The sequence below is a fragment of the Verrucomicrobiia bacterium genome (assembly GCA_019634635.1).
In the GTDB taxonomy this organism is placed as follows: Bacteria; Verrucomicrobiota; Verrucomicrobiia; order Limisphaerales; family UBA9464; genus UBA9464.
In genome coordinates, this window is record JAHCBB010000036.1 from 20,191 (window position 1) to 40,267 (window position 20,077).

A 20,077-nucleotide genomic window follows, 5' to 3' on the forward strand; every position below is an offset into this window, starting at 1 on the left:
CGGCAGGGACTGGAATGGAAGGCCGTTGCCGTCCCGGCTGAACCAGGGCGTCCGTATACCGACGGCGCTGGGCGCCACTACGGCCGGCGGCTCCCCAATGTGTCCACCAAAACTCGTGCCAGAGCATCCGCCGCCGTGCGGAGGGTCCGGTGGAACTTCATCAATCGAGGAATGGACGCCGGCGACCTTGCCAGGCGCCACGTCAGCCGCAGGAGATCCAGCCGCTGATCCGCAGTCATCAGTGCGTTGAAGTCCAGCGGCAGGGTGTCTGATGCGGCGTCCGAGATCACACGGAGCGTCGTTGCAGATAGTCCGCGGCGACCGGCAAGCTTCCGCAGCGTGGAGGACTCCATCTCCACCGCATCCGCCCCGGAACCCGCCCACAGGTGCGCCTTGTCTTCCGGCGTCACCGCCACGCGGCTCACCTCGACAAACCGGCCCGGCCGGGCGCCCGCGCCAGCCAGTTGCCGACCCATCGGATGCGACGGATCAACGTCGAACACGACATCCCCGCATTGAAGCGACGGATTCAGGCCCCCGGCGAATCCCGCAGTCACCAATGCGGAGAACCGGCAAGGCGCCCCCAGGACCGCGTCCCCGACCCGCCCGGCATTTGCCGCACCCATCCCCGTGACATGGACCTCGACGCCGTCCAACTCCCACGCCGCCAGTCCGGGCCCGCGGAACGACCGGACCCTTGTGCCGACCCGGTGCATCCAGCGCCGGACAAACGGGCGCGCCTCCTCCGGAACGGCGAAGAACAGGATCACCGGCAGCCGGGCGGTGTCCTGCAGTTCAGGCGTCAATTCCACGAGAGATCATCCGGCGAATCCGCCAGGAGCCGGCTCTGCCAGTCCCCGCGTCCCTGAAGAATTCGCCTCCACAAATCCCCCGGCGGCGTTCCCAACACCAGTTCCAATGTCGCGGGTTCGGTAATCCAGGCCTGGCGCCGCAATTCATCATCCAGCTGCCCCGGGCCCCAACCGGCATACCCGGCAAACACCCGGAGGGATTTGAGCAAGGACGCCTGCCCGCCGATCGTGATGAGCTCCTGCAGGTCATGCCCGACGGCGAGGGACTCGAGCACCATTTCCGAGGCACCGCCCGGGGTGGTGTGGAGGTAGCTCAACGCCGCGGGCTGGACCGGCCCCCCGCCGAAGAGCGCCTGGTCGTGGAGCATCTCCGGCAGATCCGCCTCCAGAACGTCGCCGACCTTGTTGTCGCTGGGACGGTTCAACACGAGGCCAAACGCGCCCTCCGGGGTGTGCTGGCAGACCAGAACCACGGTTCGGTGGAAGCAACTGCCCCGCAGCTTGCCGCCATCAAGCAGCAGGTTCCCTTTCAGCGACTGGACCGGCTCCGGCATCAACAACGGCATGGTGCTGGAAGCTTGAGCGGCCGGCAAACCGGATTAGCCTGCCGGCCGTGAAGCACCTTCTGCTGATCCTCATCCTCGTCGCTCTTGCCGGTGCGGCGCCGGTCGGATGCAAGTCCGATGGAAGCCGCGAGTTCATTCCCGGCAGGGGCTGGGTGCCCAACTGACCCTGGGGTCTCAACCGGGTGACGGTCGGGAATTCCGGAACGTTTTTCCACAGACGCTGTCCAACCCCCCCGTGAACCCCCGCGCCCTGCTTCCCCTGTTACTCGGTGTTGGAATCGGCCTCGCTGGCGGATGGATGGCTGCGCGTCGCGCGAACCCTGTCCAAGGGGGTGACCGTCCCGCCCAAGGTGCATCCGCCCTGACACCAGATTCTCAACCGCGCTCACCCGGTACCGCCGCGCGACCAGCGGCTCCCGGCACCGCGGATCTTGCCGACCGGCTGCGGGCGATCCTCGCACAGCCCGCCAGTCGGCGATGGCGGGGCCTGGGGGAGCTGGTTCTGTCCCTGGATCCCAACGACACCCCCGGGCACCTCATCACGGCCCGGGCCATCCTTCCCAAGGAGCTGCACCAACAGTTCCGCTGGCAGATCGTGGGACGTTGGGCGGAGGCCGACCCGATGGCCGTGCTGGAGTGGGGAGAGCGCCTCACCGTCCGTGAGGAACGCGAACTGGCACTCAATGCCGCGGTGACCGAGTGGTCCCGGCGCGATCCTGAAGCGGCGCTTCAATGGGTGGAGCGTGTGCCCTCCGCACAGCAACGCCGTCAGCTCAAGCAGGCCGCAGTGAACGGCCTGGCGGAGTCCGATCCGGAACGGGCGCTGGCCCTTGTCGAATCCCTGCCCGCGGGCGAACGGTCCTGGCTTCGCAACAATGTCATTTCCGGAATGGCCGAACGTGATCCGCAGGCGGCCGCCGAACTGGCGTTGAAGCACACCCGTTCCCGGCGCTGGGGTGGCTGGGACGCCCCGCTCGGTCCGGTGCTCGCCACGTGGATGCAGAAAGATTCCGAGGCGGCCATCGCCTGGCTGAAGTCCCAGCCGGAGTCGGTGCTCAAGCGCCGCTCCATGACCGACGCGATGCAAAATGTCACCTGGAACAATCCCGAGGCAGCCGTGCAGGTCCTCAGCCAGTTGCCCGGCGGACGACGCCGTGATGACGTTCTCTCCCAGTCCCTCAGCCAGCTCGCCCGACGGGACCCGGAGGCGCTGAAGACCTGGATGGCCCAGCAGACGAATCCCTCAGACCGACTCCTGGGCACGGCGGCCATGGCTGAGGGACTCGCCGAAACGGATCCTGCCGGTGCGGCCTTGCTCCTCAACGCCCTGCCGGCCGACCCGGCGCGGTCCGGAGCGTTCCGCACGGTCGCTGGCGAATGGGCTGACCGCGATCCCAACGCCGCGGCCGCCTGGGTGCGGACGCTCCCCGAAGGACCGGGACGCGACCAGGCGCTGGCCGGGGTGCTTTCCACCTGGGGACAGTCGGACCCATTGAGCGCCGCCCAATACGCCCTCGGGCTTCCCAATGGCCAGGGCAAGAACCAGGCGATTGCCGAGCTGACCCAGCAATGGGCCGGCAAGGATCCCGATGCCGCCATCGCCTGGCTGAAGGAGGTGCCCAATCCGGCAACCCGCCGTGACGCCGTCCAAAGCCTGATGCACACCCTCGGGCGCGAAGACCCGGCGGCCGCCGCACGTTTCCTGGACCTCATGCCTCCGGGCCAGAGCCGGCAGCAGCTGGTGGGTCAGATGGCGGGCAGCTGGGCGGACAATGACATCGAGGGCGCCATTGACTGGGTGAAGAACCTGCCGGAAGGAAGGGAACGCAACGCCGCACTGGAACGGATGACCTGGTCGTGGGTGGATTCGGACAACAAGGGAGCCGCCGAATTTGCAGCCACCCTGCCGGCCGGGGACGTTCGACAGCGCATGCTGACCCAGGCGGCATCCAGTTGGGCCAACCGGGATCCCAAGGAGGCGGCGGACTTCGCTCTGAGTCTGCCTGCGGACAACTCCCGGCAGCAGATGCTGGAAAGCATCGCCGGGACCTGGGCGACGCGAAACCCGCAGGAGGCGGCCGCATTTGCCGCTGCGCTTCCCGAGGGCCGCGGACGGGACGATGTCGTCAGCCGCATCGCCGGCTCGTGGGCACGCGCCGATGCCCAGGGCGCCCTTGAATGGGTGGAAATGATGCCGTCAGGGCCCGGGCGCACCACCGCCATGGGCAGCGTCCTGTCGGCCTGGGCCGCCGAATCCCCCACGGAGGCGGCCCAATACATCGGCGGCCTGCCACCCGGACTGGAACAGGAGCGCGGCACGCGCTCGGTCATCGCCTCCATGACCACCGCCGACCCCGCCTACACTGCAAACTGGATCAGTCAGTTTCCGGAGGGCTCCCTGCGCGATGACGCGACCCGCACGCTCGTCAATCAGTGGGCGCGTGAGGATCCGGTCGCAACCGCCACATGGCTGAATACCATTCCGCCCGGCAAGGGTCGCGAAGATGCCGTCTCGTCATTTGCCAATTCCCTCGCGCCCCACGAACCCGCGACGGCGTGGGAGTGGGCGGGTTCCCTTGGCGACGCGGACCGGCAGCGCGCCGCACTGGAGAATGCCGGCCGTCAATGGCTGCGGGTGGATGAAGACAACGCCCGAGCGGCCATTGAACTCAGTCCGTTGCCGGACGACGTCAAGGACCGGCTGCTTCGCGGAGGTGGTTGAACCGGCACTCCACGGGCAGGCCGTAGTCCTCCGGCATCATCCACGCCCTGCGGCTGTCCATCCCAGGCGGTCCGCCAGTTCCCCTGCCAGCACCTCATAGGCGGCCGCCCCCGCGCTGTACCGGTCGTAGTGGAGGATCGGTTTCCCGAAACTCGGAGCCTCGGCCAGACGCGTCGTCCTTGGGATGGCCGTGTCGAACACGCGCGCACCAAAATGCTGGCGCACCTCGCCGACGACATTTTGCGACAGCCGTGTTCGCGCATCGAACATGGTCATCACGATGCCAAGGATTTCCAGACGCGGGTTGATGCCGGACTCCCGGACCTGCTGCAGGATCCGCGTGATCATCGCGATGCCCTCCAGGGCGTAGTACTCGCATTGCAGCGGGACGATCAGTCCGTCGGCCGCTGCGAAGGCATTCAGCGTGAGCAATCCGAGCGATGGCGGGCAGTCCAGCAGGAGAAGGTCGAATCCCTCTGACTGTCGCAGAGGTTCGAGGGCCCGCCTCAAGCGGTTCAGATGATCCGCGCCGCGCGCCAGCTCCACTTCGGCGCCGCACAGGTCGAACTCACCGGGAACGAGGGACAGGCCGGGGAAGGCCGTCTCCCGGATCCGGTCGGCGATGGTGCCGTCGCCCAGCAACGGCCGGTAAACGCTCCCGCCCTCCGTCTTTTCCAATCCGAGGCCGCTGGTCGCATTGGCCTGTGCATCGAGGTCCACCAACAGGATCCGACGTCCCTGGGCGGCGAGACATGCGGCCAGATTGACCGACGTGGTCGTCTTGCCCACGCCGCCCTTCTGATTGGCCACCGCGATGACGGGTACGGACATCCCTCGGACCGGGGCTTGGGAACCGCGGGCCAACCGGCCGCGAGAGGCCCCGCCTAGCTGCCCTTCTTCGCCGGTGCCGCGGCGGTTGGCCCGGGCCGATGACCCCGCTTCTCGGTCTTCTGGACCTCGGCCTTGGAATCAGGGGGTGGGGGTACCGGGAGCGGACTCGAGCTCTTCACCACGATCTTGAGCGCGCAGCGCACATCGGCGTGCAAACGCAGGTCCACCTCGTGTTCGCCGAGTGTGTGAATCGGTTTTTCCAGGTGGATTTTGCGCTTGTCGAGCGACACATCGAGCTGGGTCTTGAGCGCGTCGGCAATGGCCCCGGAGGTGATTGATCCAAAGACCTTCCCATCTTCGCCGGTCTTCACAAGCAGGGTCAAGGTCACCGCCGACATGCTGCGGGCCAGTTCGCTCATGGTGTTCAGGTCGTGCGCCTCCCGTTCCGCACGCCGGCGGCGCAGGTTTTCAACCCATTTCTTGTTGCCCTGGGTGACGGGAATCGCCAGGCCCTGAGGGATAAGAAAGTTTCGGGCATAGCCTGCGGCCACATGGATGTGGTCGGACTCGGCTCCCAGGCCGACGACGTTCTTGATGAGGATGACTTCAGATTTTGGCATAACGTTGGTTCGATCGGAATTGGGCAGTTCGGGAGAATTCAAAACGGGACATCGTCCTCATCGGGCGCCGGGCCCTCGGGACCGGAGTCCACCGGCCCCGGGGCTGCCGCGACGGCACCGGCAGCCGGCCCCGAAGCGGCCGGTCCAGGGCCGGGACGGGCATCGGCGCGTCCTCCGACAAATTGAAAGTTCTCCATGACCACGCGCAGCGCCGTTCGCTTCTGACCGGAGTTCTTGTCGTCCCATTGGTCCAGCTTGAGACGCCCCTCGAGGAACAGGGGGTTCCCCTTCCGGAGATACTGGGCGATGAGCTCCGCCTGCTTTCCCCAGGCATCAATGTCCACGAAGGTCACCTCCTCACGGGCTTCGCCCGACTCGGTCTTGTACGACCGGTTGACCGCCAGACCGAGGCGGGCCACCGCCATGCCCTTGGGGGTATACCGCAACTCGGGATCACGTGTGAGATTTCCGAGCAGAATGACCTTGTTGTAGCTGGCCATGATCTCTGGGGGGTTCGGGTTTTGGAAAGCGAACGGATTCCGGCTCAGGCGGCTGCGAGCGTCGCCGGTGCGGGATGGACCATTTTCGGCACGGCACTCAACTGGACGCGATAGACCTCCTCCACCAGGGTGAAGCGTCCCGGCATCGAGGCGATGACCTCGGGGGAGGCCTCGAAGATGAAATTCACGTAGTGTCCGGCGGTGACTTTCTTGTCGGTCACCCGGACGAACGGCCGCTTTTCCATCTTCTGCACGGTGTGCACGGTGGCGCCTGCGCCGGTGAGGATGGACTTGACCTTCTCAACGGCCTCATCGAGGCCGTCTTCTCGGCCGGCGAGATTCAGGATGAACAGACCTTCGTAACGTTTCACTGCGATTTCCTTTCTGCGTTTGCTGAGGTGTCCGGTCCAGCCGGAGCCGGACCGTTATAACGGTTCATTGCCACGGAGACTCCCTCGGTGGCCCAGCATTCCACCTGGCGGACGGCCCGTTGCAACATCAATTCCCACACCGGACCCTCTTCCGGCGACAACCGGCCGAGCACATGGCCGACCAGATCGCGTCGTGTAAACTGCGGCCGGGCGATGCCCAGGCGGAGCCGGGGATACGCCCGGGTGCCCAGGTGCTGCTCGACGGATTCGAGCCCGTGATGTCCGCCAGCGCTCCCCTCGGGACGCAGCCGCAACGTGCCCAGGGGCAAGTCGGCATCGTCCACCAGGATCAGAATCCGGTCCGGCGAAACCCGGTAAAAACCGGCAAGCCGCTGAACCGCCTCTCCGCTGGCATTCATGTAGGTCTGCGGACGACAGAGCAGCCATCGTCGGTCCGCAAACCGGCATTCCGCGAGACTGGCAAGGAACTTGTCCTCCTGACGCCAAATGGCACCCCAAGCCCCGCTGAGCCGTTCGGCAAGCATGAAGCCGGCGTTGTGCCGGGTGTCCCGATATTCGGAGCCCGGATTGCCAAGACCGGCGATCAAACCGGGGCCTTTCATGTCGAGACTGGCCACCCCCAGGGAGCGGCGCACGACCCGGGGTCATTTCTTTTTCGCCGCCGCCTTGTCAGCGGGGGCCTCGTCCTTCTTCTCCTTGATCATCTCCGGCTGCTTGGCCTCTCCCTCAGCAGCCACGGCCGACGCGGCCTCTGCGGTGAGCGGCGCCGCCACGGCGAACACCGGAATCTTGGGATCGCCGAGCAACTGGACTCCAGGCGCCGGCGTGATCTCACCAATGTGCAGCGTCTGTCCGACTTCCAGTCCGGAAACATCCACGTCAATGTGGTCCGGAAGGTCCTTGGGGAGGCAGCGCACGCGGACCCGAAAACGGACGTGTTCAAGGGTGCCGCCCCCGACCTTGACCCCTTGCGGCGTCCCAATCGCCTCGACAGGCACTTCGATGGTCACAAATTCGTCCGGCTTCACCTCATGGAAGTCCACATGAAGGGTTGCCCCGGTGAGGGGGTGGTGCTGGACATCCTGAACGATGGCCAACCGGGCGGGTTGGGGGTTGTCGCCCGAAATGGTGAGGTCCACCAGGATGACTTCCGAGTGCGCCTGATGCACCAGATGCTCGAACTCCTTTCCGTCCAGTTCGAGGGTCTGAGGTGGGTTGTGCCGTCCGTAGATCACCGCGGGGATCCGGCCCCCGGCGCGGACGCGGCGGGAACCCTTGCGACGGAACTGCGAGCGGGGGCTCGCCGTAAGCGTGATGGATTTCATGTCCAAGTCGTATCTGCCGGCGCCCAGCTCGTGTGCTCTGAAACCGGCACCCACCCGTGTGGACCCGGTCGCCAAGACCGGTGCCTGCTTCAAAAACCGGCAGCCAATGGACCGCCTCCCGTGAGGGACGTTCCACCCGCCATCGAGGCGGGGGGAACGGACTAGCTGGTACGCCCGCCCTTAAACTCAAACAAAGAGGTGACGCTCGAATTTCGGTGAATGCGTTGGATCGCCTCCCCGAGCAGCGTGGCCACCGACAATGTTGTGACGTTTATTCCGGGGTAACCGGAGCGCGCGACAGTATCGGTCGTGATCAGCTCGTCAATAGATGAATTCTTGATGCGATCCACCCCGAGGTCGTTGAGCAGCGCGTGGGAAACGCAGGCGGTGATTTTCCGTGCACCGCGGGACTTCAGAAGATTGGCGGCGCTCGTCAGCGTGCCCGCAGTCTCGGTCAGATCGTCCACAAGGAGGATGTTGCGTCCTTCAATGTCGCCAATCACCGCGGTGGCCTCGGTTTCCGTGGGGCTCTTGCGGCGCTTCGCCACGATGGCGAGCTCGGCATCGAGGCGCTGGGCGTAGGCGTAGGCCATCTTGATGCCGCCGACGTCCGGGCTGACCACGACCAGATTTTCAAGCGGCTTGCTGAGCAGGTACTCGTACATCACCGGCGCGGCGTAGAGGTGGTCCACCGGAATGTCGAAGAAGCCCTGAATCTGCTGGGCGTGCAGGTCCATCGTCAGGATCCGTTGCGCCCCTGCCGCCACCAGCAGGTTCGCCACCAGCTTCGCCGTGATCGGAACCCGTGGCTGATCCTTCCGGTCCTGCCGCGCGTAGCCAAAAAACGGCAGCACGGCAGTGATCCGGCTCGCACTCGCACGGCGCAGTGCATCCATCATGATGAACAACTCCATCCAGTGATGATTGGCTGGCGGGCTGGTGGACTGGATGATGTACACGTCCTCCCCGCGCACATTCTCCTCAATCTTCACGAAGGTCTCACCGTCCGGAAAGGTGCTCACCGTGCAGTGTCCGAGGGGCACCTGCATGGCTTCACAAATGGACCGGGCAAGCAGGGGATTCGAACTGCCGCTGAAAATCTTCACGATGGCGGGGCGGGGAGGAGGGTCCGATCCGGAGCACCGGCGGAGGCCCCCAAGGAGACCCCGTCACCGCGGATCGTGTGACGCCAACGTAACAACCGACCTCTGCGGGGCAAGGTCGTTTTTGCCGCGCGCCGCCCGGCCGGGGTGCGGGCCGGCAACCTTGGGAGGTTCCACGCGTTTCCCAAGGTGTTTCCCACGCTGGCCAATCTCCGGTGACTTTGATACCCCTGCCAACGCGCTGCCGGCCCCCGAGGCGCGCTTGAGTGAAATGCCCTCGCGCCCTGTGAAACGAAAGAGCGTCGTGACCGACCCGGTGGAGCCACGGGTCACGCCTCCCCCGCTGTCCACGGACACCACCTTCCTGTCCCGCCCCAAGATCGCCTCCCGCTCCCGAAAGCGGGACATGCCCGAGGGGCTGTGGACCAAGTGTCCCTCGTGCGAGTCACTGATCTATGACAAGGAATTGGACGACCACCTCAAGGTGTGTCCGAAATGCGGCCACCACCTCCCGATCGGCGCCCGGGAACGGATCCATTCCCTGGTGGAGACCTGTTCGTTCCAGGAGATGGATGCCCACATGGAGTCCGTGGACATCCTCAAATTCACCGGCACGGCCAGCTACGAAGCCAAGCTCGCTGCGAACCGGAACAAGTCCTCGATGCTCAAGGACGCCGTGGTCACGGGCATCGGCTCCATGGGCACCCACCGGGTCGCCCTGGGTGTCATGGATTTCAGCTTCCTGGGGGGCTCGATGGGGTCGGTGGTCGGGGAAAAGCTGACTCGCCTCATCGAGGCAGGCACCAGCAGGGGTCTGCCGGTCATCATCGTCTCCACCAGCGGCGGTGCCCGCATGTACGAGGGCATGTTCAGTCTGATGCAGATGGCCAAAACGTGCGCCGCCCTCGCATTGCATGCCCGGCAGCGGTTGCCCTACGTGTCGGTACTGACCAACCCCACCTACGCCGGGGTCATCGCCAGTTTTGCCACGATCGGGGACCTCATCCTGGCCGAACCCGGCGCCATGATCGGCTTCGCCGGTCCTCGGGTGATCAAGGACACCACCCAGGCGGAACTGCCCGAGGGCTTCCAAACCTCCGAGTTCCTTCAGCAGCACGGGCTCATTGACGCCATCGTCCCGCGGCGGGAAATGAAAACCCGCCTGGTGGGCTTCCTGGACTACCTGATGGGCGGACGACGCACGGCCTGAACGGAAGAACGCGGCGCAACAGCGGCGCTTCAGGCCAGTTCCAGGGTCGGGCACGGAGCCGACTGCGACGTCTCATGCACCTCGACCGACGTGGCCCCCAGCCCGCAAAGGCGTCGGTGAACCGCCTCGCGGGCCAACTCGGGCCGGTTGCAATCGCGGCTGAGATGTCCGAGGTAGATCCTTCGCAGCGGTCCCGGCGCCAACTGCGCGGCGACTTCGGCTGCTGCCTCGTTGGAAAGGTGCCCGTGCCGGCTCAAAATCCGCTGTTTGGTGCTCCAAGGGCGCCGCAAGTCGTTCTGCAGAAGCTTGAGGTCGTGATTGGCCTCCAGCAACAGCCAGCGGACCGAACGGACACGCTCCAGGATGAGTCGGGTCACATGCCCCAAGTCCGTAAGGACCCCCAGCTCTCCCGCAGGCGTCGCCAATACCAGGCCCACAGGATCCATGGCATCGTGGGGAACGCTGAACGTCCTGACCTCAAGGCCCCCAAGCGCAAACGTTCCGCCCGTCTCAAACACTGAAAACGCCATCCGTGCCGCGGGGAACTGCCGCTGGATCGCTTCCCGGGTGAGCCGGTTGGCGTAGACCGGGACCTGCAACCGGCCCGCAAGAACCCCGAGGCCCTGGATGTGGTCGCCGTGCTCATGTGTGACAACGATGCCCGTCAGCCCCTCCGGGGTGCATCCGATGGACGCCAGTCGCTCCCGGATCTGGCGCGCGCTGAATCCCGCATCAATCAGCAGCCGGGTCTCTCCGGATTCGAGGTAGGCGCAGTTGCCCCCGCTCCCGCTCCCCAGAATCGTAAACCGGCATGCCATGGTTGAATCAGGGTGTTCAAGCGCCGGGGCCGTTGGAAAGGATCGAATGAATTCGACCCTTGGAGAGCATGGCACTTTTCCTGCGTACCTTCCTTGTTTTCCGGGCTCTTGTGCGTAGCATCGTGGCGCGTGTCCCAAGGGCTTCATCTATCCCAGCGGTTGTCCCAGCAGCTGGTGTTGTCGCCGCAGCTGCAGCAGTCGCTGGCATTGTTGCAGGCGCCCGTGCTGGAGCTGAAGGCAATGGTTGAGCAGGAACTCCAGCAGAATCCAGTCTTGGAGGAGGCCCCGGGGTTGGAGTCAGGATCCGAAGATCGGGAAGACCGGGAGGGGCCCGCGCTCATGGCAGACCCGGCTGAACCGCCGCCCGACACCCGGTTTGACCCGGCAACGGAGAAGGCATCGTCGGAACCGGTGGACCGGCTGGATGCCGAGATGCAGCGTCTGATGCTCATGGACCAGGAGTGGCGCGATTTTTTCGGCGCCGCCCAGCGCGCCGGCAAGGCCTCCCCCGAGGATGAAGAACGCCGCCAGTTCCTGCTCGATTCCCTGACCGTAGGCACCTCGCTTCAGGAGGAATTGCTCGACCAGGTGCGCAACACGGACCTCGCCCCCCGGCAGCGGCAGGTCGCTGAACTGATCGTCGGCAACATTGACGACCACGGTTACCTCCAGTCGTCCATCGCCGAGCTTTCGTTCTCCACCGGCATTCCGACGGGCGACCTGGAAGCCGCGCTGGCCACAGTCCAAGGCTTCCAGCCGCCGGGGGTGGGCGCCCGCGACCTGCGGGAGTGCCTGATGCTTCAACTGGAACGGGCCGGCCGCGCCGGCTCCCAGGAATATCGCGTACTGCGGGATCACATGGATTGCCTCGGGAAGCGGCGCTTCCCGGAGATTGCCCGCCACCTGAACGTCAGCGTCGGCGAGGCCCAGGCGATTGCCGGGCGCATTGCCCGGCTGGATCCCAGGCCGGGACGCAGCTTCTCCTCCGAACCCGAACAGTATGTGGTGCCTGAGGTCATCGTGACCCGCGGCTCGGACGGCGAGTACACGGTGACTACGGTCAATGACCACCTGCCCCAATTGCGGATCAGCAACCTCTACAAGGATCTCCTTTCCCGCGCCGAAACCTCGGCCGAGGTGCGCGAGTACATCCGCGAGAAGATCAAGGCGGGGAAATTCCTCATCAAGAGCCTCCATCAGCGACAAAGCACCATTCTCGGCATCGCCCAGGAAATCGTGAAGCGGCAGCGGGCCTTCATGGATCACGGCGTCTCGCACCTCCGGCCCATGACCATGCTCCAGGTGGCCGAGGTGGTCGGCGTCCACGAAACCACCGTGAGCCGCGCCGTCGCCGGCAAATACCTCTCGTGTCCCCAGGGAATTTTCGAGCTCAAGTACTTCTTCACCTCGGGCCTCGCCACCGCCTCAGGCGAACAGGTCTCCAACAAGAGCGTGAAGACCGTGCTCGCCGAGTTGATTGCGTCCGAGGACAAGTCCGCCCCGCTGTCGGACGAGGAGTTGGTCGCGCGGCTTGTGGCGTCGGGCACCATGATCGCCCGACGCACCGTGGCCAAATACCGCACCGAGCTCAACGTCCTGCCCAGCCATCTTCGGCGCGTGTACTGAGGCCGCCCCGGCACCCCGAGCCTTGGGTGCCCGCCGGACGGCACTTCCAACGGCTGGCAGCCTTGCAGAACCCGGTGGAGGTCTCACGAAGGAGACTTGCAGGCCCGACCGGTCCCGAAGTTCCCTCACGCCATGACGGCTGGCTTGGGCAACGCATCACCCGCATCCATCCGAACGGAGATCCAGGGCGGGATCGCCATCTTTCTGGCCATCGCCTACATCGTCGTTATCGAACCGGCGGTGTTGTCCGGACAGGCGGTGGGCATGACCACGGGAATCCCGGCCGGCGCGGCGTTCACCGCCACCTGCCTTGCGGCCGCAGTGTCCTGCTTTCTCATGGGGGCCATTGGACGCCTCCCCATCGCCGCGGCCCCGTACATGGGGGAGAATTTCTTTTTCGTCACGGCCCTCATCCCGGCCGCGGCCGCCGCGGGCTATCCGGAGCCGTGGCGCGCGGCCCTTGCGACGACGCTGCTCGCGGCAACCCTGCTGCTGGTGGTGAGTGCCACCGGACTCCGCCGCCTGCTCGCCGGAGGGATTCCGTCGAGCCTCGTCCACGCCATCGGCGCCGGCATCGGTCTCTTCATCACCTTCCTCGGGCTCAAGGCGGCCGGCGTGGTGGTGGCGGATCCAGCGAACGGCGTGGGCTTCACGCGCCACCCATTGTCGCCGGACCTGCTGGTGGCCCTTGCGGGCCTGGTGACCACGGTCGCGCTGCACGCCCGGGGTGTTCGCAGCGCGGTGATTGCCGGCATTGCCCTCACCTTCGCCCTCGGCGCGGGAACTCGAATGCTCCTACCCCACCTGCCGGCGGCGATCGCGGACAGCACCGCCGTGACCGCGAGCAGGACCCTCGGCTCCCTGCACTGGCCGGCGACCATCGTTTCAATGCCTCCCTCCCCGGCGCCGCTGCTGCTAGGGCTGGACTGGACGGCCCTTGTGGACGCCCGCCTTCTCCCGGGCGCGCTGGTCCTGTTCCTGATGATCTTGTTCGACGCCACGGGGACGCTGCTGGCCGTCCTGGGCGTTCTGGCCCCCGCCGAAGGCCAAGAGCCTGGCACGTCCGATCCCCGGTTTCGGAGGGGATTGCTCGCCGATGCCCTGGGATCCGTCGCGGCCCCCCTGTTGGGCACCAGTGCCGTCGGCGCCTACATGGAAAGCACCGTGGCTGGGCCGATCGGGGCCCGGCGGGGCCTGTCGGCCATGGTGGTCGGGGTGCTCTTCCTCCTGGCGATGCCGCTCGCGCCGCTGGTCGCGAGCTTCGGGAGCTATCCGCCCGCCACCGCGCCTGCACTCATTCTCGTTGGCGCACTGCTGGCTGGCGGCGTCCGAAGAATCCCTTGGGACGACGCCACCGAGGCGGTACCGGCACTGGCCACCGTGGCCGGAATTCCGCTCACCTTCTCCATCGCACATGGCATCGCCTTCGGATTCGTCCTGTGGCCGCTGATGAAAGCGGCCGCCGGCCGCCGCCGCGAAGTCCGGAGTGTGGCGTGGATTCTGGGAATCCTGGCCGCCGCAAGCCTGGTCCTCCAATGACCTCTTGCCAAACCTCCACGCACGCGTCATCTGTATGCACATGATCAAACACCTCATGGATTCCGGCACGCTGGTTGCGGACCGACGCCGTCGGGGGTTCACCCTGATTGAATTGCTGGTGGTGATTGCCATTATCGCCATTCTTGCCGGCATGCTCCTGCCAGCGCTGGCGAAGGCCAAGTCCAAGGCGCAGGGCATTGCCTGCCTGAACAACACCAAGCAACTGACGCTCGCATGGCACCTCTACTCCGGGGATTTTCAAGACCGGGTCGCCAACAACTACGGCGTCACGGAAACCATTCAGGCCATTGATCGGCGGGTGTTCGACAACTGGGTCAACAATGTCATGTACTGGAATCCGGATAATGCGACCGGGTGGAGGAGCGTCACCAACAACGAGTGGGTGCTGAACGGTGTCCTCGGGAAGTACACGGGCGGCGCCATCGGGGTGTACAAGTGCCCGGCCGACGGCTACCTGAGTCCCCGCAATCGGCAGGCCGGATTCAAGCAGCGCAATCGGAGCCTCGCCATGAACGCATTCTTTGGGCGCTTCAGCATCGGCAATGACCCGACCATCAACGGGCGCAATTGGGGATTCCAGGACCGCAAACAATTCCTCAAGCAGTCCGACGTACCCAACGCCGCCAGGACCTGGTTGTTCCTCGACGAGCATCCGGATTCCATCAACGACGGGTATTTCATCAACAACCCCGATGCCTCGAATTGGCAGGACATCGTGGCCTCCTACCACAACGGGGCCTGCGGCTTCTCCTTCGCCGATGGCCATTCCGAGATCAAGAAGTGGACCAGCGGCACGTCGAAATACCCGGTGCGCTACCAGTATCCGGCCGTACGGACCTTCGATGGGGCGGGACGGAACGACTTCCAGTGGTGGCGGGAGCGCACCGGGTACATTGATGCCCGCACGGGACGCGGCCAGTACGGCTATGATTGAGGCCGTCGCGGCGAATTCTTGAGGCCATCACGAGGCGCCCAGGGACCGCGGCCTTACGCCAAGGCCGTCTGCGCTCCCCAATCGCACAACGAATCCACGTACCCGGCCGAGCCATCCCGGAGCCATCCATCGAGCTGGGCCTGATCCTTGAGCTGCTGCCCGCGAAGCCGCGGGACCACTACAAAGCGACACGGAATCTCCGGGAGCGCCGTCAGGTCGCCCCAGAGTTTCTCAAACTGCGCCACGGGAAACACATCCTCCTGCCCGTGGCCCCAGCGCTTTTTCACCTCCTTGAGGGTGACATACGTGGGCAACCGCGCCGCCAGAGCCCGGATGGCCTCCAGAATGCGGCTCTGATGCCCGGCGATCACGTCCCCGCGGGTCAGTCCCATCACGGCAAGAAAGCGGTCCACATGGACCCACGTGGTCATCGAGTTGTAGTAGCTCAGCTTGAACTCATCCTGCTCGCGGGGCATGGCGAGCCCCTCGACCAGCCGCACCCGCCCATTGACCCGGGCCAGACCGCCGCCCCGGTCTTCCAGCCGCCGGGTGATGACCTCGAACGTCAGACAGGCGCCGCCGTCAAGATGCTGCCCAAAGACCTCCGGATCTGCCGATGCACCCAGGGTGTCAATATTGTGCACCATGAGATGTTGCAGCGCCGGCTGCATCGCCAGCAACCGTGCCAGCATCCCGTTGCGCAACAGGTTCGGGACCTCAAAGAAATGCCCGACCGGGTGCAGGCACTGAAGCGGGACGTTGTCCGTGTAGTCCGCCGCCTCCCCGGTGCTGCGGGCCCAGCCGATCAGCGCCGCACGGAGACTGTCCCTCACCTTCTGCTGCTGAACGTCCAGGAGCTGCTGGGGCATCTCCTCCCACTGGAACCGCAGGTCGCGTTCGGTCGGAATCAGCCGCAACCCGACACTCCGCCCCGGCGACAGCAGCAGCGGCCCTTCGTAGCCGTAGTTTCCCACCCGGATGAGGAACGCCTCGGTCGGGTCGTGCGTCGCATAGCTCGTCGTGATGACGTGCGGCAACCGGACGCCAAGCCCGCGCGAGGTTTGTCGCGATTTGGCCAGATGCGTTTCGAGAAATGTGCGGTGGCGCCCGGACAGCCGTGCGTACGGATGCAAGGCCTTGCAGGTTCCCGCCCCGCCGGTCCAGCGCGACCCGGCACCGGCGGCCAGGGTGACCACCGCGAGCTCGCCCCGCCGCAGCGCCGCCTCCCCAAGAGACCGCAAGCGGTCTCGCGCGGCGCCCGCCGCCGTCCGGGTTCCATCCACAACATCCCCGGCCTGCACATCCTCGATGACCGCATCCGCCCGGAGGCGGTTTTGTGCCAGACCGATGCGGCCTTCACGCAGATCGGACCGGATAACCTCGTGCTGCGCGCGATCGAAGCCATTGCGTTCGAGCCACCCGGCCAGCGATCCCTCCGTCCCATCCCCGGCACGACCCCGCGGCAGCAGGGCGTCGAAGAGGCTTTGCACCAGGCCCCGAAGCTCGGGACGTGTCCGCGCAGCGGCACCCAGGGTGTCCAACTCCGCGCGGCGCGCCGGGGTCAATTCATGACGGCCCTGCCGGAGCAGCGCGGGGGCGATGAGCGCGTAGTAGCCCGGCGGCATGAGAGCCTGCCCATTCCGCAGGAGGTCCGCCGAGGTTCCCTCCTCATTGATCGCGTAATCAAAGACGACGGGGTCCATGGCAAACGGCAGTCCGCTCTGGAGTTCGCGCTTGGTCTCCACCATCAACGCCTGGAGACGCTCCTGCGCCTCGCCCTTGCGCCGCGGGTTGAAGATGAAGCCCATACCCCCACCCGACATGCCCCCGAGCATCCAGAATCCCCAGAAGTCGCCCTCAAAGGCCGTCTCACATCGGGTGATGATCTGCTCGGTAAACGCGTTCGATGCCCACGGGATGATCGTCTGAATTGGCTCGCGGAAATTGCGGGTGGTGGCGGCGGCCACGGCCCGGATGTCTCCGCGGCTGAGCGCGGCGACGACGTCATCCAGGACCGTCAGGGCCTCGTGCCGTGCACGCCATTCGGCTTCGCAGCGAAGCAGGTATTTCTCGGTCACCATCTCCAGAATTGGCCCGACGTTCTGCGCCATGCCACCGTGCACCACGACCAGGGAATCCATGAGCGCCCGGCGCGCCGTTTCGGGGATCTCCTCCCGGGTGAACACATGATGCGACGGCATGAGCCGGCCCCGCGAGATTCCGAACTCCGGGTCGCCCTCACCCGCCGCCACCCCGGTGATCAGCTTAATGCCGGGCCAGACGCCTCCGGAGTCCTGCCAGCCGCCCCCGCTGCCGCCCAACCACTCCCCAAGGAGGGCCCGGGCCAGCACAATCCGGCGGTCCGCCTCGGTCAACGGTCCCGTGAGGTTCGTTCCCCGGGTCTGTCCGGTCGCCCGCATGCAGACGCTGATCAGGCAGCCGAGGAGATTGGTGCTGACGGCAAGCCTCGATCCCTTCGGGATGTCATTGACACAGGAGACGATCTCAAGGCCGCGGCCGGGTCCGACCATCCGGGACAGCAGGTCGGCCAGCGACTGACCGGAGCCCTCAATCCCTGGAGGCACCAGACCCGATGCGATCACCGCCGCCTTGAGGAGTCCGAGGTAATCCCGGGCAAAATCAAACACCTCGGCCAGCGCGGTGAGATCCGCAGTGGCCCCAAGATCCACGGAGGTCAGTCGCAGCACCGGCTCGTCAAGGATCCGGAGCCAGGCACTCACCGGGGGGCGCGGCACGGCATCCCGTCCATGGACTCCCAGATCCACGGATACGTTGAGCACCCGGGCCCCCTCCGGAAAATCCATTCCCAGGAAGAAGATGTCGCTCCATGCGGAATGGGTGAGGTCCATCCGGACCGGGGTCTGCTCCCGCAGAATGGGTTGGGTGCCATCAGGCCCCCGCTCCAAAAGCTCGGCACGCACCCGCAGCGGCTGGTCCACCGGGTGGCCCATTCGAAACATCCATTGATTGCCCCGGACCATGCGGACGCTGCGACGAACCTGATCCGCCAGCGTCTGAAAACCGAGGCGGTAGTAGGCGGCAGCGAGGGCCGAGCAAAGGCCGTCCGACGCGCCCGTGGCGACCTGGTGTGCGAGGAAGGTGTCAATCGCCTCCTCAAACCGCCGATGCAGCAGCTGTTCGAACCCGCGGAAGGGAATTGCCGCCGGGGCCGCCCCGGCCGGGAGGCGCGCGGGGAGGTGGAACCGATGGAGGTCGTACAGGAAGAACAGGGCCCGCACCCGCTCATAGAGGTTGTCGGCACGGCGACGGAAGGCGTCGAGCTCTGCGGCGGCCGCCAGCAACTCCCCGGCGGCAAGGTCGCGACACACCGCGGCGATCGAGGCGTTTCTGACCGCGTCGTCGCGGGAGGTGATGAGGTCTACAAGGCGCGGCATAACCCGGCCGCAATGACGCCTGAATGACGAAGATCGCGTCAACGCCCACCCGGACATTTCATGCTCATCCCAGACTCAGGCACCCAACCCCGGGGCGGCAGCAGATCGAATTGCGGCGGCGCCGGCGCCCACGAGACGGTGCCCCGATGGCAGACACCGCAGCGGATGATCCGGGGACTGCTTCGCTTGCCACAGCCAGCGGCCGCGGTCCAGTCTTGGGGCCGCCATTGAGATGAAGCACCTCCTCCGCCCCGATTACTGGCTCCGGCTCTGGATCCTGCTGCTCGCCACCACGCTCGTTTGGGCGGTGACGGCGCAGGCGCCCGGGGACGCGTCCGGGACCAACGCCCCGGGCTCCGAACCCTCGCTGCTCACGCGCAGCCTGCACCTTGCGGATCCCCCAAAGGCCTTCGTCCAGGAGAACCGGTCACTCCTCACGTTCGGTCTCGACCGGGTCGAGTTCCTTCAAACCCAACTGCTCCACCGGCCGCTCTGGCAGTATCTCGCCACGATCCTCTACGTGATCATCGCCCTCCAGGTCTCCCGCTGGCTCGACTGGGTGATCCACACGAGACTCAAGCGCCTTGCCGAAAAGACGGCGACCGAATGGGACGACATTCTGATCGGGCTGGTGGACGGCCCGGTGAAGGTGGTGGCGTTTGTGCTGCTGCTGAACATCGGGCTCCAGTTGTTTGACTGGCCCGAGGGCCTCGAGTTCTGGTTCTCGAGGCTCACGCTGGTTGCTGTGGCGGTCTCCATCGTTCTGGTCGTGTTGCGCGCCGTGGATGCCGCGGCGGTGGTGTGGCGCAGGAAACTGCCGGACGATGGCGACCGCGCCTTCAACGATCACTTTCTCCGACTGGTGGCCAAGGCGGCGAAGATCATCATCACCATCGTGGCGGGCTTCACGCTGATGGGACACCTCGGCTTTGACATCCGCACGGCCCTCGCGTCGGTCTCGGTGCTCGGCCTTGCGCTGGGCTTGGCGGCGCAGGACACCGTGGGCAACCTCTTCGGCGCCGTGGCCGTGTTCCTCGACAAACCCTTCAAAATCGGCGAACGGGTCCAGATCGGGGAGGCGGATGGCGTCGTGGAGGAGATGGGGCTCCGCTCCACCCGACTGCGCACCCTGGACGGCTTCCTCCTAACGGTGCCGAACAAGGAGGTGGGCAACTCCCGGATCGTCAACATCACACGCCGCCCGAACATCCGCACCCTCTTCTCAATCGGCCTCACCTACGACACCCCGGCGCCGCGGATGCAGCGCGCTGCGGAACTGCTGGAGGAGATCCTGCGCAACGATCCCGGAACGCACGACTTCATCGTTCACTTTAATAAATTCGGCGATTACTTCCTCAACCTCGCCGCCGTGTACTGGTGCAAGACCACCGACTACCGTGAGTACACAAGGATCTATCAGCGGGTCAATCTGACCATCAAGGAACGGTTCGATGCGGAGGGCCTCCGCTTCGCGTTCCCGACCCAGACGATTCAGGTGGAAACGGGAACCGCGCCGCAGTCGGCAGCGCCCGAGCCCCGCACCTGACGGTACGTCGCGGGTCCGCGCGGGGACACCGGGTCGGGATGATCCCCATGCGACGCACGCTTTCGCCGGAAATTCCCGCGCCGCCGTGCCGAGGAT

Annotated in this window: 17 protein-coding genes; 6 read left to right on the forward strand and 11 right to left on the reverse strand. The window is 65.8% G+C overall.

From position 1 onward, the window contains the following. Positions 1–77: 77 nt before the first annotated feature. The gene (locus tag KF791_17855; protein MBX3734445.1) at positions 78–812 is read right to left on the reverse strand and encodes a hypothetical protein; all 735 of its coding nucleotides are present in this window, start codon (positions 810–812) and stop codon (positions 78–80) included. Then, positions 803–1,366 (reverse strand): YqgE/AlgH family protein, encoded by a 564-nt coding sequence (locus tag KF791_17860; GenBank protein ID MBX3734446.1) that lies wholly within the window; start codon positions 1,364–1,366, stop codon positions 803–805. Before KF791_17860 ends, KF791_17855 begins: the two co-directional genes overlap by 10 nt. A gap of 247 nt (positions 1,367–1,613) precedes the next feature. Between KF791_17860 and KF791_17865 the strand changes: the two genes are divergently transcribed. After that, positions 1,614–4,100: a hypothetical protein gene (locus KF791_17865; GenBank protein MBX3734447.1), complete on the forward strand. Its 2,487-nt coding sequence runs from the start codon at positions 1,614–1,616 to the stop codon at positions 4,098–4,100. Between the two features lie 36 nt (positions 4,101–4,136). Here the strand turns inward: KF791_17865 and KF791_17870 are convergent, their stop codons facing one another. The 7 genes from KF791_17870 to KF791_17900 all read right to left on the reverse strand — a co-directional run bounded on the left by KF791_17870 (position 4,137) and on the right by KF791_17900 (position 8,874). Further along, a complete protein-coding gene (locus KF791_17870) occupies positions 4,137–4,931 on the reverse strand; it encodes a ParA family protein (GenBank protein ID MBX3734448.1) in 795 nt (264 codons plus the stop codon). A gap of 53 nt (positions 4,932–4,984) precedes the next feature. Then, positions 4,985–5,551, reverse strand: a complete 567-nt coding sequence (gene rplI, locus KF791_17875) for a 50S ribosomal protein L9 (GenBank protein MBX3734449.1) — start codon at positions 5,549–5,551, stop codon at positions 4,985–4,987. Between the two features lie 38 nt (positions 5,552–5,589). Beyond that, the gene (gene ssb, locus KF791_17880) at positions 5,590–6,051 is read right to left on the reverse strand and encodes a single-stranded DNA-binding protein (protein MBX3734450.1); all 462 of its coding nucleotides are present in this window, start codon (positions 6,049–6,051) and stop codon (positions 5,590–5,592) included. 44 nt (positions 6,052–6,095) lie between these two features. After that, complete coding sequence (locus tag KF791_17885) at positions 6,096–6,422, reverse strand: 30S ribosomal protein S6 (protein MBX3734451.1); 327 nt, start codon at positions 6,420–6,422, stop codon at positions 6,096–6,098. Then, positions 6,419–7,078, reverse strand: coding sequence for an aminoacyl-tRNA hydrolase (gene pth, locus KF791_17890; GenBank protein ID MBX3734452.1), 660 nt, complete (start codon positions 7,076–7,078; stop codon positions 6,419–6,421). The genes KF791_17885 and pth overlap by 4 nt, the downstream gene beginning before the upstream one ends. A gap of 9 nt (positions 7,079–7,087) precedes the next feature. Then, on the reverse strand, positions 7,088–7,768 hold the full coding sequence (locus KF791_17895) for a 50S ribosomal protein L25 (protein ID MBX3734453.1): 681 nt from the start codon (positions 7,766–7,768) through the stop codon (positions 7,088–7,090). A gap of 161 nt (positions 7,769–7,929) precedes the next feature. Further along, positions 7,930–8,874 carry a ribose-phosphate pyrophosphokinase gene (locus KF791_17900; GenBank protein ID MBX3734454.1) on the reverse strand — a complete coding sequence of 315 codons (945 nt, stop codon included), beginning with the start codon at positions 8,872–8,874 and terminating at the stop codon, positions 7,930–7,932. Between the two features lie 268 nt (positions 8,875–9,142). Here KF791_17900 and accD point away from each other — a divergent pair, with 268 nt between their 5' ends. After that, positions 9,143–10,081: an acetyl-CoA carboxylase, carboxyltransferase subunit beta gene (accD, locus tag KF791_17905; protein ID MBX3734455.1), complete on the forward strand. Its 939-nt coding sequence runs from the start codon at positions 9,143–9,145 to the stop codon at positions 10,079–10,081. A 29-nt stretch (positions 10,082–10,110) separates the two neighbouring features. Here the strand turns inward: accD and KF791_17910 are convergent, their stop codons facing one another. Next, positions 10,111–10,899 carry an MBL fold metallo-hydrolase gene (locus KF791_17910; GenBank protein ID MBX3734456.1) on the reverse strand — a complete coding sequence of 263 codons (789 nt, stop codon included), beginning with the start codon at positions 10,897–10,899 and terminating at the stop codon, positions 10,111–10,113. 129 nt (positions 10,900–11,028) lie between these two features. Here KF791_17910 and rpoN point away from each other — a divergent pair, with 129 nt between their 5' ends. The 3 genes from rpoN (at position 11,029) to KF791_17925 (ending at position 15,019) form a co-directional block, all read left to right on the forward strand. Continuing rightward, a complete protein-coding gene (rpoN, locus tag KF791_17915; GenBank protein ID MBX3734457.1) occupies positions 11,029–12,525 on the forward strand; it encodes an RNA polymerase factor sigma-54 in 1,497 nt (498 codons plus the stop codon). A gap of 132 nt (positions 12,526–12,657) precedes the next feature. Then, positions 12,658–14,064 carry an NCS2 family permease gene (locus tag KF791_17920; protein MBX3734458.1) on the forward strand — a complete coding sequence of 469 codons (1,407 nt, stop codon included), beginning with the start codon at positions 12,658–12,660 and terminating at the stop codon, positions 14,062–14,064. A gap of 55 nt (positions 14,065–14,119) precedes the next feature. Further along, on the forward strand, positions 14,120–15,019 hold the full coding sequence (locus tag KF791_17925; protein MBX3734459.1) for a prepilin-type N-terminal cleavage/methylation domain-containing protein: 900 nt from the start codon (positions 14,120–14,122) through the stop codon (positions 15,017–15,019). Between the two features lie 53 nt (positions 15,020–15,072). Here KF791_17925 and KF791_17930 read toward each other — a convergent pair whose 3' ends face one another. Further along, positions 15,073–18,435 (reverse strand): UTP--glucose-1-phosphate uridylyltransferase, encoded by a 3,363-nt coding sequence (locus KF791_17930; GenBank protein MBX3734460.1) that lies wholly within the window; start codon positions 18,433–18,435, stop codon positions 15,073–15,075. Between the two features lie 232 nt (positions 18,436–18,667). Here KF791_17930 and KF791_17935 point away from each other — a divergent pair, with 232 nt between their 5' ends. Beyond that, positions 18,668–19,981, forward strand: a complete 1,314-nt coding sequence (locus KF791_17935; protein ID MBX3734461.1) for a mechanosensitive ion channel family protein — start codon at positions 18,668–18,670, stop codon at positions 19,979–19,981. The last annotated feature ends 96 nt before the right edge of the window (positions 19,982–20,077 follow it).